Here is a 17,394-nt window from a genome sequence, read left to right on the forward strand (position 1 = left end):
TCAATCTTTTGTGATTATTCCTTCATCAGCCAAACGGGTAATTTTTCTTAATTCTTCCACCAACTTACTGGCATTGTCTCCTTCCAGCATGCTGTAATGGCTGCCCGGAACAACAACAATCTGTACCGTGTTCGATAAATCTGCCCAGCCCAGACTTAAGTCATAGCCATCCCAGTTACTTTCCTGTGCTTTAGCTAAAATCAGCTGCTTGTTCAGCCTCTCTTCAGGACGATACTCCAGCTGCATGTTTACGAACAGCACATGGAAGATTCTTTCCAGGAAATCGATGTTATCGAACGTGATGCCTTTGCTATGCATCAATTGTTTCACGTAAGCACTCAGGTCGATGAAAGAGGTAACGGGCAGCTCCTTTCTTACCTGCTCCTTCCAGCCCTCTGTCAGGCCATCCACCTCAAAGACTTTCTCGAACAGCTGCTCCACCAGATGCGCAATCTGCTTTCGCTTCTCTGCCTCATCCAGGGTATGGAAAGGTGCTCCATCCAGTATGGTTGCTGTTTTTACCGAATCACCATTTTTCTCCAGCTGCCGCACCATTTCAAATACTACCCTTCCTCCAAAAGAGTGGCCGATGAGGTTGTAAGGCCCCTCTGGCTGCACTGTTTTTATCCATTCGATGTTCTTCGCGGCAATTTCCGGAATGCTTGTCAGCGGCTCCTCACCTTCCAGTATTCCCTGCATGCGCAAACCGTATACAGGTTGCTGGTTTCCTAAAGCTTCGGCAAATTCGTGGTACGTGTCGCTGATGCCGTAGATGCCCGGCACAATAAAGATCGGTTTGCCGGTACCCTCTGACTGCAGCAATAGCAGATGATTTTGCTCGTTTTGCAAGTCAGCCTCCAGTTCCGCCTTAACAACTTTTGCAAGCTGAGCAATCGTCGGATTTTTAAACAAGTGCACTATCGGAAGGTCTTTCACCCCAAACGTATTCCTGATTTTGGTAGACAAGCGAATCGCCAAAAGAGAATCGCCACCGAGTTCGAAGAAGTTATCCTCTACACCCACCCGTTCAAGCCGCAGCAATTCCTGCCATATCTGAACCAGTTGTTCTTCTGTCTGAGTACGAGGTGCAACGTACTGACTCGTCAGCAGTTCGCCTGCCTCCACGTCCGGTAACGCTTTCTTGTTTACCTTTCCGCTCGTGGTCAGTGGAATATCCTTCAGTTCCACGATCAGCGCAGGCACCATGTACTCCGGCAGTTTTCTCTTTAACTGCTGCATGATGTAATCCCGGTCAAACATACCTTCAGGTACTACATAGCCAATGAGTCGCTTACTACCTGCCTGGTCTCCTTTTACCAGAACCACGGCCTGTCTTACACCCTCACACTGCCCCAGCACACTTTCCACTTCCCCTGGCTCAATACGGTAGCCCCGGATCTTCACCTGGTCATCAATTCGTCCGAGATACTCCAGGTTACCGTCCGGCAGCCAGCGGGCCAGGTCACCGGTCTTATAGAGCCTCGCTCCTTCTTCGCTTCTGAATGGATCCGGGATAAACTTCTCCTGTGTCAGTTCCGGCCTGTTCAGGTAACCTCTTGCCACCTGCACACCGCCCACACACAATTCCCCCGGCACACCCACGGGCAGTAGCATACCTGCTTTATCCAGCACATAGGTTTGCACGTTCTGGAGCGGCTTACCAATTGTCACTGTGCCATCCTCCAGAATCGGATCAGCTGATAAACTCACACAAACCGTGTTTTCCGTAGGACCGTAGGCATTTATCAGTCGGATTCCTTTTGACTGTATCAGCCGGGCCAGCTCTATGTTCAGTGCTTCACCCGCCGACACGACTGTTTTCAGCGTGGAAAGCTCGTCTTTGATCACATGCTGGTAAGAAGGAGGAAGCGTAACCACAGCAATGTTGTTTTCTTTAATAAGCTTGCTTAATGATGCTACCGATAAAACATCTTCTTTTGTAGGAATCACGAGGCATCCACCGCTCACGAGTGTGTTAAATATCTCGTAGCAGGAAGCATCGAATCCGATAGAAGCAAACTGCAGGCTTCTGTCGCCTGCTTCCAATTGAAGCGCTTTTTTCTGGCTTAAAGCCAGGTTCACCACACCCGTATGTTCCACCAGCACACCCTTAGGTTTGCCCGTAGAACCGGAGGTATAAATAATGTAGGCCAGGTTCGACGGCTGCAGTCTGGCATCAGGTTTTTCAGAAGACTCCCGGCCTATCCTGAACCACTCCCTGTCAAGCAGCAGCAGCTCCATGTCTTTATCGGCTGTCAGCACGCGGGTACAGGCTACGTTGCTCAGCATGAACCTGGCTTTTGTATCTTCCAGCATGAACTGTATCCTTTCCTGCGGATAGCTCGGATCGATAGGCACATACGCGGCTCCGGCTTTCAGAATGCCCCATAAGCCTATCAGCATCTCCAATGACCTGTCTATGCAGATAGGCACCAGCGTCTCCTGTCCTAATCCCTTTTTCAGAAGGTAATTTGCCAGTTGATTTGACCGCCTGTTCAGCTCTTCATAAGTTAATTCCTCTCCCTGGAAGATGGCTGCCACGGCATTTGGTGCTTTGGCTACTTGTTCTTCCAGCATATCCACCAGCGTCTTGTCCTTCGGATAAGCCACAGCTGTGTTGTTAAATTCTTCCACCAACTGCTGCTGCTCATCCTCCGTCACCAACTCCAGTTGCGATAGAGCGATATCCGGCTGGCGGATGATCTGCTGTAGCACCTGAGCGAAATGCCCCTTGATGCGCTTCACAGTTGCCTCGTTTACCAGCGCAGCATTAAAGCCAAACTCTACTGATAACTGCTTGCCCGCCTGCACCATAAGGGACAGCGGATAATTTGTGTGTTCGTCCATCTGCAGGTCTTCCACCTGCAGTGCCCACTCCTGGTTAAAGACCTCTCCCATCGGGTAGTTCTCAAACACCATCAGCGTATCGAACAGGTCACCTTTCACACCCAGCCAGTTCTGGATAGACGGCAGCGGCGTGTAAGCGTGCTCCCGGGCTTTGCTGTGTCCTTCCTGCAGGCCAGCCAGCCACTCACTTACCTGCTGCTCACCAGTTACTGTCGAGCGCAGCGGCAGGGTGTTGATATACAGACCAACGCGCGTCTCGGAACCGGCAAGTTCAGTAGGTCGTCCGGCTACAGTCACGCCATATACCGGGTCCTGCTGCCCTGTGTAGCAGGAAAGCAGGTAAGCCCATACGCCCTGTATCATGGTGTTCACCGTCAGGCGGTTCTTCTGAGCAAACTCCTGGAGTTCGGCATAAACGCTTTCCTCCAGGATTAATTCCTCTTTGCCGTATTCCGCTCCACCCTTCGTGCGGTCCTGCTTATTGTCCACGAACGGAAGCAGCGTTGCCTCCTCTACGCCAGCTAAATAATTTTTCCAGAAGTTACCGGCTTCAACCGGATCCTGCTTCTGCAGGTACTGGATGAAGTCTTCGTAACGGTCTTCTTCTATCACAGCAGGTTTGTTCCCTTTAATCAGCAATTCATAGGTGCTGAGCAGTTCCTGCATCAGTATCGGCATAGACCAGCCATCCACCAGCAGGTGGTGGTGCGTCCATACCATCTGGTACACCTCATCCGTTAGTTGGATCAACGTCAGTCGCATGAGCGGCGCCCGGCTAAAGTCAAAGCCTTTTTTGTTGTCCGCTTCTTTAAAGCTGCTTACCTGAGCCTGCTGCTCCTCTTCAGACAGATTCCGGAAATCCAGCACCTCGAACGGAAGTTCCACCTCATGATGCACGCACTGCACCGGCACAGTCATATCCTGGTGGAAAGAGCTTCTCAGGATGCTGTGCGTCTGCAGCAGGTACTTCCAGCTTTCCCTGAACGGCTCCACCTCCAGGCCTGTAATCCTGCTGCTCATCTGCTCTACATAGGCCGGGGATTCTTTGTCGTACAAACCATGGAACAGCAAGCCTCCCTGTAAGGGACTTAAGCTGTACAAGCTGCTGATCTGCTCATGCAGCGGCTTTCCTTTCTGCGTTTTCTGCAGGAAGCTTTCCAGCTCCCGGTACGTTATTTTGCCGCCAAGGCCGTAATCAGATGGCGTATGCTGCGGTACTTGTTTCTCCTGGCAATGGGCAATCAGCTCGCCCAGCACCTTCAGGTACTGCGTTGCCAATGCCTCTATGGTTTCCTGGGTATAGTGCTTCGCGGAATAGCCCCACGACAGGTTAAGCTGCCCACCGGAAATGCTGCCGTTCACACTAAGTTTGCTGCCTGCCTTGTTAGCCGGGCTAACTGGTTTGCCGGATGACTCTCCGGCTCCAGCAAACCAGCGGCTGCTATTCAGGGAATTGTCCAGCTGCCCCAGGTAATTGAATACTAACTCAGCTTCCTGTCCTGCAAGGCTTTCCCGCACCGTCTCATCCGGGTGCAGGTAGCGCAGTGCACTGTAGCCAAGTCCTTTATCCGGCACAAGGCGCAGCTGCTCCTTCACCGACTGTATCAGTCCAGGGACAGACACTTCCTCTTCCAGAGAAAGTAGTACCGGGAAGGAGTTTGTAAACCAACCCACGGTTCGGCTGATATCCATTTCTGCAGAAATATCCTCCCTGCCATGTCCTTCCAGCCCAATCACTACCTGATGCTGCTGGCTCCAGGCTCCTAATGTACGGGCAAGAGCAGCCAGCAACAGGTCGTTGATCTGTGTATGGTACGCCTGATTTGCTTCTGTTAATAAGGCATGTGTCAGGGAAGTATTCAGTGAAACAGTATAATTCTGCTGGTCCCCTATCAGAACCGGTTCATCATTGGCTTTGTCTACAGGAAGCCTGAATTCTGCTTTCGCAACATTTTGCCAATAGTCCTGCTGCCGTATCGCTTTTGTTTCTGCGTAATGCTGCAGCGCCCCGTGCCACTGACGGTAAGAGCTGCCTTTTGCGCCCAGTTCTACTTCATTCCCCTGGCGGATACCCATCAGGCTCTGCTCCAGGTCTTCCAGTAATATCCTCCACGACACCCCGTCCACTGCCAGGTGATGAATCACCAGGAGCAGCCGGTTTTGTTCTTCGGCCTCAGGGGTTTGCATGAGCACCGCACGTATCAGTTCCCCTTTCTCCAGGTCCAGGCGCTGCTGGTATCCTGCACTCAATCCTTCAATTCTGGAGGAAAGCTCCTGCTGCGATACAGCTGCAAGATCTTCCGTAATCAACTCTCCTGCCTGTGTGCTGTACTCCTGCTTCCAGGCGCTACCAGTATGGCGGTAGGCAAACCGTACCGCATCATGACGCGCCACAATGGCTTTCACTGCCCTCTCCAAGACCTCCGCCGACAGTTCCTTACTTACTCCCAGCAGCAGCGCCTGGTTGAAATGATTCGGCTCTGACAGCTCCTGCTCAAAGAACCATTGCTGGATTGGCAGCAAACCTGCTTCGTCTGTCAATTCTCCCTGCTCTGCCTGTATCTCTACCTCCGGCTGCACGACGTCAGCCAGCGAAGCGATCGTCTGGTGCTCAAACACGTCCCGCGGCTGGAAACTGAACCCTGCTCTTCTGGCCCGGCTCACCAACTGTATGGTGACAATAGAATCGCCGCCCAATTCGAAGAAGTTATCTTCTACACCCACTCGCTCTACCTGTAAAAGCTCCTGCCAGATGGTCGCCAGTTTTTCTTCTGTCTCATTACGAGGGGCTACATAGCTCTTGGTCAGCGCCTCGCTTGCATCCACTTCTGGCAGCGCCTTTCTGTTCACCTTGCCGTTGGCTGTCAGCGGAATTTCCTCCAGCTCCACCAGCAGGGACGGTACCATGTATTCCGGTAATTCAACTTTCATCTGGCTGATGATGGCATCCTTATCTAATTCTCCTTTAGATACCACATAGCCAATGAGACGCTTATTGCCATTAAATTCTGCCCTGGCAATGACCACTGCCTGCTCTACGCCTGCGCATTGCTGCAATACACTCTCTACCTCACCCAGCTCAATGCGGTAGCCCCGGATCTTCACCTGGTTATCCACTCTTCCCAGGAACTCCAGATTACCATCAGAAAGCCACCTTACCAGGTCACCTGTTTTGTATATCCTGGCTCCTTCTTCCTTGCTGAAAGGGTCTTTGACAAATTTCTCCTGCGTCAGTTCTGCTCTATTGAGATAACCTCGTGCCACCTGCACACCTCCGATGCACAGCTCTCCGGCCACGCCTTGCGGCACCAGTCTGCCGGACTTGTCCAGCACGTAAGCTGTGGTGTTGCTGATCGGCTTGCCGATTGGAGGAAGCCCTTCCTGCTGCGCGGCAGGCAGTGTGTAGGAGGTAGCCACCACGGTGTTTTCCGTAGGACCGTAGTTGTTGACCAACTTATATGTAAGATGGGATGTGTCAACGGAGCGCAGTTGATCGCCGCCTGTCAGCACATACTGCAGCGCCAGCCCCTGTGGCTGCTCCTGCTTCACCAGCCCGTCCACCAAAGCAGTAGGAACGAAGCTGTGGGTGATGCCTTTGGCAGCATAGAACGACAGCAGCTTCTCTGCCTCCAGGCGCTGCTCGTCCTCTACTATGTAGAGGCTGGCGCCGGAGACAAGCACCGGCCACACCTCCCAGGCGGAGGCGTCGAAGCCTACGCCCGCCATCATGGTCGAACGGGAAGAACTGCTCAAGCTGAACTCGCTGGTGTGCCAGCTGCACAAATTTACCACGCCCCTGTGCTCCACCAGCACGCCCTTGGGCTTGCCTGTAGAACCGGAGGTGTAAATCACATAAGCCAGGTTCGATGGCTGCAAGTCAACTTCGGGATTCTCCGATGATTCTTTAGCTATCTTATCCCAATCAGTATCTAACAGCACCTGCTCTCTTTCTCCTGAGAGGAGATCTGCATAGCCACTGCGGCTTAGCACAAGGGAAGCATTGGTATCTTCCAGCATGAACTGGATTCTCTCCTGCGGATAGCTCGGGTCAATCGGTACGTAAGCACCTCCGGCTTTGAGAATGCCCAGCAGCGCTGTCACCAGCTTAATAGAGCGGTCCAGGCAAACCGGCACCAGTGTTTCCTGGCTTACACCTCTCTTCTGCAGGTAATGTGCCAGCTGGTTCGCTCTCGCATTCAGCTCCGCATAGGTCAGCTGCTCTCCACCGAAAGCTACTGCCACGGCATCAGGATTGGTAATTGCCTGCTCCTCAAAAAGGGTTATCAGCGTCTTGTCCTCAGGGTAGGCGGCGAAAGCAGGATTAAACTCCTCCAGCTGTTGTACGCGCTCTTCCTCTGATACCAGTTCAAGCTGTGACAGGGTCAGCTCAGGCTGGCGGATGATTTGCTGCAGCACTTTCTCAAAATGAGTCTTGATTTGTTCCACATTACCATCGCTCAGCAGCGAGGCATTGTAACTGAAATCTACCATAAGCTGCTTCCCTCCCTGTGCTATAATAGACAGCGGGTAGTTCGTGTGCTCTTCTACCTGAAGCTCATCCACCTGCAGCCCCCAGTCTCCATTGACAGCCTCGCTCACCGGGTAGTTCTCAAATACCAGCAGTGTATCAAACAGGTCTCCTGTGACGCCCACCCAATTATGAATAGACGAGAGCGGGGTTTGCGCATATTCTCTCGCGTGTGTATGCCCTTCCTGTAAAGCCAGCAGCCACTCGCTCACCGGCCGCTCACCGGCTATTGTAGTGTGCAGCGGAAGGGTGTTAATGTACATCCCGACCCTTGTCTCCGCCCCCGCAAGCTCTGCGGGACGACCGGCCACGGTGACACCGTAAACCGGTTCCTGCTGCCCTGTGTAGCATGACAGCAGGTAAGCCCACACTCCCTGCACCAGCGTGTTCGCTGTCAGGCGGTGCGCCTGCGCATAAGCCTGAAGCGCCTCAAAGTCAGCCTCCTCTACGAGTAAGCTGTTGTGGCGGTACTCTTCGCCGCCCTTCGTGCGGCCTTTCTTACTGTCCACGAACGGAAGCAAACTGGCCTCTTCCACACCTGATAAATATTTTCTCCAGAACGCCTCTGCCGCCAGCGGGTCCTGCTGCTCCAGGTGCCGGATAAAGTCCTCGTAGCGGTCTTCTTCCACCGCTACAGGCGCACCGCCCTTGCTCAATATGTCGTAGGTGCTGAGCAGCTCCTGCATCAGTATCGGCATAGACCAGCCGTCCACCAGCAGGTGGTGGTGCGTCCACACCATATGGTAGGCATCGTCTATTAGCCTGAGCAGCGTGATGCGAAGCAGCGGAGCCTGGCTGAAGTCAAAGCTCCTGCGCTTGTCTTCCTCCCTGAACAAAATAAGCTGAGCCTGCTGCTGCTCTTCCGGCAGGTGACGGTAATTGATTACCTCAAACGGCAGCGCCACTTCCTTGTGCACGCACTGCACCGGCACACGCATATCCTGGTGGAAAGAACTTCTGAGGATGCTGTGTTTCTGAACCAGGTACTGCCAGCTCTCGCGAAAAGGCTCCACCTGCAGGCCTGTCATGCGGCAGCTCATTTGCTCCACGTAGGCCGCCCCACCCTTTTCATAGACGCTGTGGAACAGGATTCCGCCCTGCAAGGGGCTCAGGCCGTACACGCTGCTGATCTGCTCCTGGAGCGGTTTGCCGCTGTACTCTTTCTGAAGCAATTGCTCCAGCTCCTGGTAAGTTACTTTGCTGCCAAGACCGTAGTCAGATGGCGTGTGCTGCGGCACTTGTTTTTCTTTGCAGTGCGCGATCAGTCCTGTGAGTACCTCCAGGTACCTGTTCGCCAGATTTTCTATTGTTTCCTGGTGATACTGCTTATCAGAGTATCTCCAAACCAGGTGTAGCTGTCCGTTGCTGATGCTGCTGTTTACCTCCAGGTTACTGTCTGCCTTGTTGGCGGGGCTCACAGGATTTCCGCAAGACTCACCGGCCCCGTCGAACCAGCGGCTGTTATTCAGCGCATTGTCTACCTGCCCCAGGTAGTTGAAGACAAGTTGGTAAACGTTCGGCAGCGCCACATTCTCCCGCACTTTCTCATCCGGGTGCAGGTAGCGCAGCGCACCATAGCCCATTCCTTTGTCAGGCAGTTGTCTGAGCTGCTCCTTCACTGATTGAATAACAGCAGATGCTGACATGTCCTCTTTCAGAGACAGCAGCACGGGGTAAAGATTAGTAAACCAGCCTACCGTGCGGCTGATGTCCATATCTGCAAAAAGGTTTTCCCTGCCATGTCCTTCCAGGCCAATAACCACCTGCTCCTGCTTGCTCCACTGACTTAGCGTCTGCGCCAGCGCGGCCAGTAACAGATCATTGATCTGCGTGTGGTATGCCTGCTGCGCATCCGTCAGTAAGGTTTGCGTAGAAGAAGCGTCCAGTACGACGGTGCACGTCTGCTGATCTCCCACAAGCGAAACATGCTCCTGATCTTTATCTACCGGAAGGGTAAACTCTGCTTTCGCAGCTTTCTGCCAATAGGCCTGCTGCCGGATCGCTTTTGTTTCTGCATAATGTTGCAGCGCCCCGTGCCACTGGCGGTAAGAGCTGCCTTTTGCGCCCAGTTCCACTTCATTCCCCTGGCCGATAGCCATTAGGCTCAGCTCCAGGTCTTCCAGCAAAATCCTCCACGACACCCCGTCCACTGCCAGGTGATGAATCACCAGGAACAGCCGGTTGGCTTCTTCGGCTTCAGGAGTTTCCAATAGCACCGCCTTTAGCAGCTCACCATGCTCCAGGTCAAGCCGCTGCTGGTAAAGATTACTCACTGTCTCTACGTGTGCAGCAAGTTCCTGAACCGGTACCTCCCGCAGGTCTTCTGTTAGCAAATCTCCGGTACAGGTACTATACTCCTGCTGCCACACGCCATCTACTTTATGATAAGCAAAACGAAGTGCATCATGACGTTCTACCACAGCCCTAACAGCTTTATCGATCACATCGGCAGAAAGCGCTTTGCTCACTTCAAACAGGAGGGACTGATTGAACTGCCCTGGCTCCTGCAGGTCCAGTTGGAAGAACCTTTGCTGAATCGGCAGCAGTCCGGCGGAACCGGTCAATAGTCCCTGCTCTGTTTCTATCTTCACATCTGACTGCACCACGGCAGCCAGGGAGGCCACGGTTTGGTGTTCGAACACGTCCCGCGGCTGGAAAGAAAAACCTGCTTTTCTGGCCCTGCTCACCAACTGAATGGTGATGATGGAGTCTCCGCCCAACTCAAAGAAGTTGTCCTCCGCGCCCACGCGCTCCACCTGCAACAGCTCCTGCCAGATGGCAGCCAGTTTCTGCTCTGCCTCTGTCCGTGGTGCCACATAGCTGTTGGTCAGCGCTTCGCTGGCATCCACCTCCGGCAGCGCCTTTCTGTTCGCTTTGCCGTTGGCCGTCAGCGGGATTTCCTCCAGCGCTACAAGAATGGAGGGCACCATGTACTCCGGCAGCCGCTGCTTCATCTCACTGAGGATGGCTTCCCTGTCGAAAGTATTACTCACCACATAGCCTATCAAACGCTTGCTGCCCTTGGCATCCTCTTTGGCGATGACTACTGCCTGCTGCACGCTCTGGCACTGGCTCAGCACGCTCTCCACCTCGCCCAGCTCAATGCGGTAGCCACGTATCTTCACCTGGTCATCAAAACGACCCAGGTACTCCAGGTTACCGTCTGGCAGCCACCTCACCAGGTCGCCTGTGCGGTACATGCTGGCGTCTGTCTTTCTACTGAAAGGGTCCTTCACGAACTTCTCCTCCGTGAGCTCCGGGCGGTTGAGGTAACCTCTTGCCACCTGCACCCCTGCAATGCACAGCTCCCCGGCCACACCCTGCGGCACGAGCTTTCCTGTCTTGTCCAGCACGTAGAGCTGCGTATTGGCCACCGGCTTTCCTATCGGCACCAGGCTTACCTCCTGCCCGCCGGCAGGCACATCCCAATAAGACACGTCAATTGCTGCCTCTGTCGGGCCGTAGAGGTTGTAGAGCCCCACGCCCGTCAGCTTCTGCTTGAACAGGTTCACCTGCGCGGGCTTGAGGGCCTCGCCGCTGCAGAGCACCCTCACAAGGCCGCTGCACTCCCCTGTCTCCAGGCTCAGCAGGAAGGCCTCCAGCATGGAAGGCACGAAGTGCATCGTTGTGATGCCCGCACTGCTGATGATGGATTTCAGGTAGTCGCTGTCTTTGTGCCCTTCCGGTCTGGCGAACACTATTCTGGAGCCTACCAGCGAAGGCCAGAACAGCTCCCACACTGACACGTCGAAGGAGAAGGTTGTTTTCTGAAGCACGGTATCCGCTGCGGACAGGCCATAGTGGTCCTGGGCCCACAGCAGCCTGTTCACCACACCCCGGTGCTCATTGAGCACGCCCTTCGGCCTGCCGGTAGAGCCGGAGGTGTAAATCACGTAAGCCAGGTTGGAGGGCTGCAGCTCTGTTGTTGGTTTACCAGCAGGCTCTTTGGCTATCTGCTCCCAGTCCCTGTCCAGCAGCACCAGCACCACATTTTCCCCCGCCAGCGCTCCGGCGCAGGCTCCGCTGCTGATGGCCAGCGCTGCCCCTGTATCCTCCAGCATGAACTGTATCCTGTCCTGCGGGTAGCCCGGGTCGATTGGCACGTAGGCCCCTCCCGCTTTCAGGATGCCCCACAGCCCCACCAGCATCTCCAGGGAGCGGTCGATGCAAACCGGCACCAGCGTCTCCTGGCTTACGCCTCTCTTTTGGAGGTAATGGGCCAGCTGGTTAGACCGGCTGTTCAGCTCTGCATAGGTCAGCTCATCTTTTTCGAATACAACAGCCACCGCTTCAGGCGTTCTGGCCACCTGCGCCTCGAACAGGTCTACCAGCGTCTTGTCCTGCGGATAAGCTACTGTCGTGGCGTTGAAATCAGAAGTAAGCTGTTGCCGCTCTTCCGCTGTTATCAGTTCCAGCTGTGAAAGAGCCAGATTAGGCTTCCGAACAATCTGCTCCAGCACCTGGGCGAAATGAGTTTTAATTCGTGCTACTGTCTCCTGACTCAGCAGATTTGCCTTGTAGCCAAATTCAAAGGTGAGCTTTCTGCCAGTCTGAACTGTGAGCGTCAATGGATAATTAGTCTGTTCCTCCATCAGGAGGCCATCTACCTGTAATCCCCAGTCTTTGGAGAAGACCTCCCCCACCGGGTAATTTTCAAATACAAGTAACGTATCGAAAAGGTCGCCCTTCACTCCCAGCCAGTGCTGGATAGAAGATAAGGGGGTATAAGCATGCTCTCTTGCCTGGCTGTGGCCTTCCTGAAGGCTTGTAAGCCAGTCCACCACCCCTTGCTCTTCCACTATGCCGGCATGAAGAGGCAGTGTATTAATATAGAGTCCTATTCTCGATTCTGAGGCAGGAAGTTCTGTCGGACGACCGGCCACAGTGACGCCGTACACCGGATTTTGCTGTCCGGTGTAGCGGTAGAGCAGATAGGCCCACACCCCCTGTACGAGGGTGTTCAGGGTCAGGCGCTGCTTCTGAGCGAATTGCTGCAGGTCCTCCTGCAACGTTTCTTCTACTACCCATTTCTCCTCGCCATAGTGCTCACCGCTCTTATTGCGGTCCTTTGCACTGTTGATAAATGGAAGCAGTGTCGCTTCTTCTACTCCCCGGAGGTATTTGTTCCAGAAGTTCTCTGCTACCAATGAATCCTTTTTCTGAAGGTAGCGGATGAAATCCTCGTACCGGTCTTCTTCCGGAAGCGCAGGTTCTTTGCCTTGCTGCATGGTCTCATAGGTACTGAGCAGTTCCTGAAGCAGAATTGGCAAGGACCATCCGTCCAGCAGCAGGTGGTGGTAGGTCCAGATCATCTGGTATACCTCCTCACCGGAAAGCCGGATCAGGGTCAGGCGAAGCAGTGGTGCCTTGCTGAAATTAAAGCCCTGCTTCTTATCTGCCGCCACAAAAGAAGTTAGCTGCCGCTCCTGCTCCTCTTCTGACAGCTTGCTGTAATCAAGGACGGTAAACGGCAATTCCACCTGATCGTGGACACATTGCACCGGAATGTCAAGCTCCTGGTAATGAAAAGAAGTGCGTAAGATGCTGTGATTCTGAAGCAGGCGATTCCAGGTTTGCTGGAAGCGATCTATGTCCAGCCCTGAGAACCGGCAGCTCATCTGCTCCACATAGGCCACAGCACTTATATCGTACAGGCCATGGAACAACAAGCCTTCCTGCAGCGGGCTTAAGCCATACACCCGGCTAATCTGGGCCTCCTGCCTAGCCTGAAGGAATGCCTCTAATTGCTTGTAGCCTACTTTCCCTGTCAGGCCAAAGTCTGATGGCGTAGGCTGAGGGACGGTCTTTTCCTGGCTATGGCTGATCAGATCACTCAGGTGCGCCAAGTAAAGGTCTGCCAGGGCCGCTATTGTTTCCTGATGATACTGCTGAACAGAAAAGCGCCAATCGATGCTTAATTTTCCGTTGGCAATGCTACTGTTCACTTCCAGCTTGCTGCCCGCCTTATTGGCCGGACTTACCTGCCTGCCAGAGGGCTCCCCTGCTTCGGCAAACCATTGGCTGCTGTTCAGGCTATTGTCCAGCTGCCCGAGGTAATTGAATACTACCTGGAAAGGACTAGTTGGCGTTACACTCTTCCGTAGCTCCTCCTCCGGATGCAGGTACCGGAGCGCCCCGTAACCCAGGCCTTTGTCCTTTATCTGCCGAAGCTGCTCTTTTACTGACTGAATAACATCAGAAGCCGATAGCTCCTGTTCCAGAGACAGCAATACCGGGTAAAGGTTGGTAAACCAACCCATTGTGCGGCTGATATCCATTTCTGCAGAAATATCTTCCCTGCCGTGTCCTTCCAGGCCAATCACTACCTGCTCCTGATTGCTCCAGTCGCTCAAGGTTCTGGCCAGCGCAGCGAGTAAAAAGTCGTTGATCTGGGTGTTGTAAGCCTGATGCACTCCGCTTAACAAAGCTTGTGTTATGGCAGCGTCCAGTACCACTTTAATAGACTGCTGATCTCCTACGAAAGAAACGGCAGCATTCTCCTTATCTACAGGAAGTTCAAACTGTGCTTTAGCCACTTTCTGCCAATAGCCTTTTTGGCTGATGGCTTTTGTTTCAGCATAGTGCTGCAGCGCCTCCTGCCACTGGCGGTATGAGCTGTTCTTCTCTCCCAGCTCCACTTCATTCCCCTGGCTAATGGCTTGGATGCTCTGATCCAGGTCTTCCAGCAATATCCTCCAGCTTACACCGTCTACTGCGATGTGATGGATGAGGATAAATAAACGATTGGCCTGTTCCTCCTCCGGAGTCTTGAACAACACCATCCTGAAAAGTTCTCCTTTTTCCAGGTCCAGGCGCTGCTGATAGCCTTCACAGGTTGCTGCTATGCGGGCAGAAAGGTCCTGCTGCTCCAAAGAAGAGAGATCTTCGACAAGCAGCTCACCTGTCCGATCAATATACTCCTGCTCCCATACACCATCTGAATTTTTATATCTGAAACGCAATGCATCATGACGGGCCACAATAGCTTTTACAGCCTTATCCAGCGCCTCCACAGACAGTGTCTTTTTCACCTCAAATAAGAGGGACATGTTGAAGTGCTGCGGCTCCTGGTACTCCTGCTCAAAGAACCACTGCTGAATAGGCAACAAGCCTGCTGCTCCTGTCAACACTCCCTGCTCTGTTTTGATGGCTGCTTCCTGTGCTACCACCCTGGCAAGTGAGGCGATTGTCTGATGCTCAAACACGTCCCTCGGCTGGAAGTTGAAGCCTGCCCTCCTGGCCCGGCTCACCAACTGAATGGTAATGATGGAATCACCGCCCAATTCAAAGAAGTTGTCCTCCACGCCTACTCGCTCTACTTGTAAAAGCTCCTGCCAGATGGCCACCAATTTTTCTTCTGTATCAGTGCGAGGGGCGATATAGCTGTTGGTCAGCGCCTCGCTGGCATCCACCTCCGGCAGCGCCTTTCTGTTTACCTTACCGTTTGCTGTCAAAGGAATCTCCTCCAGCTCCACCAGCAAGGATGGCACCATGTACTCCGGAAGTTTCGCTTTCATCTGGTTGATGATGGCCTCCTTCACGAATTCTCCTTCTGACACCACATAGCCGATCAGGCGCTTATTGCCGCTGGCATCCGCTTTAGCTATGACTACTGCCTGCAGCACGTTTTCACATTGTTGCAATACACTCTCCACTTCGCCCAGTTCAATGCGGTAGCCCCGGATTTTTACCTGGTCATCCACTCTTCCCAGGAACTCCAGGTTCCCGTCTTCAAGCCAGCGCACCAAGTCGCCTGTTTTGTACATCCTGGCACTTTCCTCTTTGCTGAAAGGATCCTGCACGAACTTCTCGGCTGTTAATTCTGCTCTGTTGAGGTAGCCTCTTGCAACCTGAACGCCTCCGATGCACAGCTCACCGGCCACGCCCTGCGGCACGAGTTTGCCTGCCTTACCCACCACATAGGCTGTTGTGTTGCTGAGCGGCTTTCCGATTGGCGGAAGCCCCTCCAACTGCGCGGCAGGCAGTGTATAGGATGTGGCCACCACGGTGTTTTCTGTAGGACCGTAGTTGTTGACCAGCTTATAAGAAAGATGAGAGGTGTCAACAGAGCGGAGTTGGTCCCCGCCTGTCAGCACGTACTGCAGGGCCAGCCCCTGTGGCTGCGCCTGTTTCACCAAACCATCTACTAGGGCGGTTGGAACAAAGCTTTGGGTGATGCCTTTGGCTGCGTAGAATGACAGCAGCTTTTCTGCCTCCAGGCGCTGCTCGTCCTCCACGATGTACAAACTGGCACCGGAAACCAGCACCGGCCACACCTCCCAGGCCGATGCGTCGAAGCCTACGCCCGCCATCATGGTAGACTTGCTATGAGAGCTTAAGCTGAATTCTTTCATGTGCCAGCTGCACAGGTTCACCACGCCCCTATGCTCCACCAGCACGCCCTTCGGCTTGCCTGTAGAACCGGAAGTGTAAATCACGTAGGCCAGGTTCGATGGCTGTAAAGCAACTGCAGGGTTCTCTGATGATTCTTTCGCTATTTTATCCCAGTCAGAATCCAGCAGCACAAACTCTCTTTCTTCATCTGAGAGTAAGTCTGCGTAGACGCTGCTACTCAGCACAAGGGAGGAGTCGGTGTCCTCCAGCATGAACTGGATTCTCTCCTGCGGGTAACTCGGGTCGATCGGCACGTAGGCACCGCCTGCCTTCTGGATGCCCAGCAAAGCTGTCACCAGTTCTATAGAGCGGTCTAAACAAATCGGCACCAAGGTTTCTTCTCCCACTCCTCTCTTCCGGAGATAATGCGCCAGCTGATTTGCTCTCGCATTCAGCTCTCCATAGGTCAGTGATTCTTCCCCGAAAGCCACTGCAAGGGCATCAGGCGCTTTGGCTACATGCTCCTCAAAAAGGTCCACCAAAGTCTTGTCCACAGGGTAGGCGACGAAAGCAGGATTAAACTCCTCCAGCAGCTGCTTCTGCTCTTCCTCCGTCACCAGTTCCAGCTGAGACAGGGTCAGGTCATACTGGCTGATGATCTGCTGCATCACTTTCGCAAAGTGCGCCTTGATCTGCTTAACTTTTTCCTTGCTTATCAGCGCTGCATTGTAGCTGAAACCAACAGAAAGCTGCTCCCCTTTCTGCACAACTATTGATAATGGGAAATTGGTGTGCTCGTCTACATGCAAGTCTTCCACTTGCAGTCCCCAGTCTCCGCTAATCGCTTCGCTTACCGGGTAGTTCTCAAACACCAGGATGGTATCAAAGAGATTACCCGCCATTCCCAACCACTGCTGGATGGATGGCAGTGGTGTATGCGCATGTTCTCTTGCCTGCGTTTGCTTTTCCTGAAGTGTTGTCAGCCATTCCTTCACAGGTTGTTCACCTGCTATAGAAGTGCGAAGCGGCAGGGTGTTGATGTATAAGCCAACCCTTGTTTCTGCTCCTGCCAGGTCTGTAGGGCGACCGGCTACGGTTACACCATACACCACATCCTGCTGACCTGTATAAGAGGCAAGCAGGTAAGCCCATACCCCCTGCACCAGCGTGTTCAGCGTCAGTCGGTTTGCCTGCGCATACTCCTGAAGGGTCTCCAGCACAGACTCCTCTACCAGCCATTTGTTTACACGATAGGCATCTCCGCCTTTGTTGCGGGCATCTTTATTTTTCACGAACGGAAGCAGGCTTGGCTCTTCCACTCCCGCTAAATGTTCTTTCCAGAATGTCTCTGCCTCCAGCGGGTCTTTCTGCTGCAGGTACTGGATGAAATCCTCGTACCGGTCTTCTTCCACCTGCACAGGGCCACCGCCTTTGTTGAGGTGATCATAGGTGCTGAGCAGCTCCTGCATCAGCACTGGCAGAGACCAGCCGTCCACCAGCAGGTGGTGGTGTGTCCAGACCATCTCATACTCCTCTTCAGATAACCTAATGAGTGTCAGCCTGAACAGCGGCGCCTGGCTATAGTCAAATCCCTTTTTACTGTCAGCAGCCCGGAAGGCTACCACCTTCGCCTGTTGCTCTTCTTCAGGCATCTCCCGGTAATCCAGCAGCTCAAAAGGAAGCTC

1 protein-coding gene (cut by a window edge) is annotated in these 17,394 nt (G+C 53.6%); it reads right to left on the reverse strand.

Translation table 11 applies throughout. The annotated features are described in order from the left end of the window. Nucleotides 1-17,394 carry the 3' portion of a non-ribosomal peptide synthase/polyketide synthase gene (locus tag E1919_RS04410; protein ID WP_162052137.1) on the reverse strand. It continues 11,361 nt past the right edge of the window, so 17,394 of the gene's 28,755 nt are visible here — the last part of the coding sequence; the start codon falls outside the window, past its right edge; its stop codon occupies nucleotides 1-3.

The sequence above is a fragment of the Pontibacter pamirensis genome, from assembly GCF_010015475.1.
GTDB classification, from domain to species: Bacteria; Bacteroidota; Bacteroidia; order Cytophagales; family Hymenobacteraceae; genus Pontibacter; species Pontibacter pamirensis.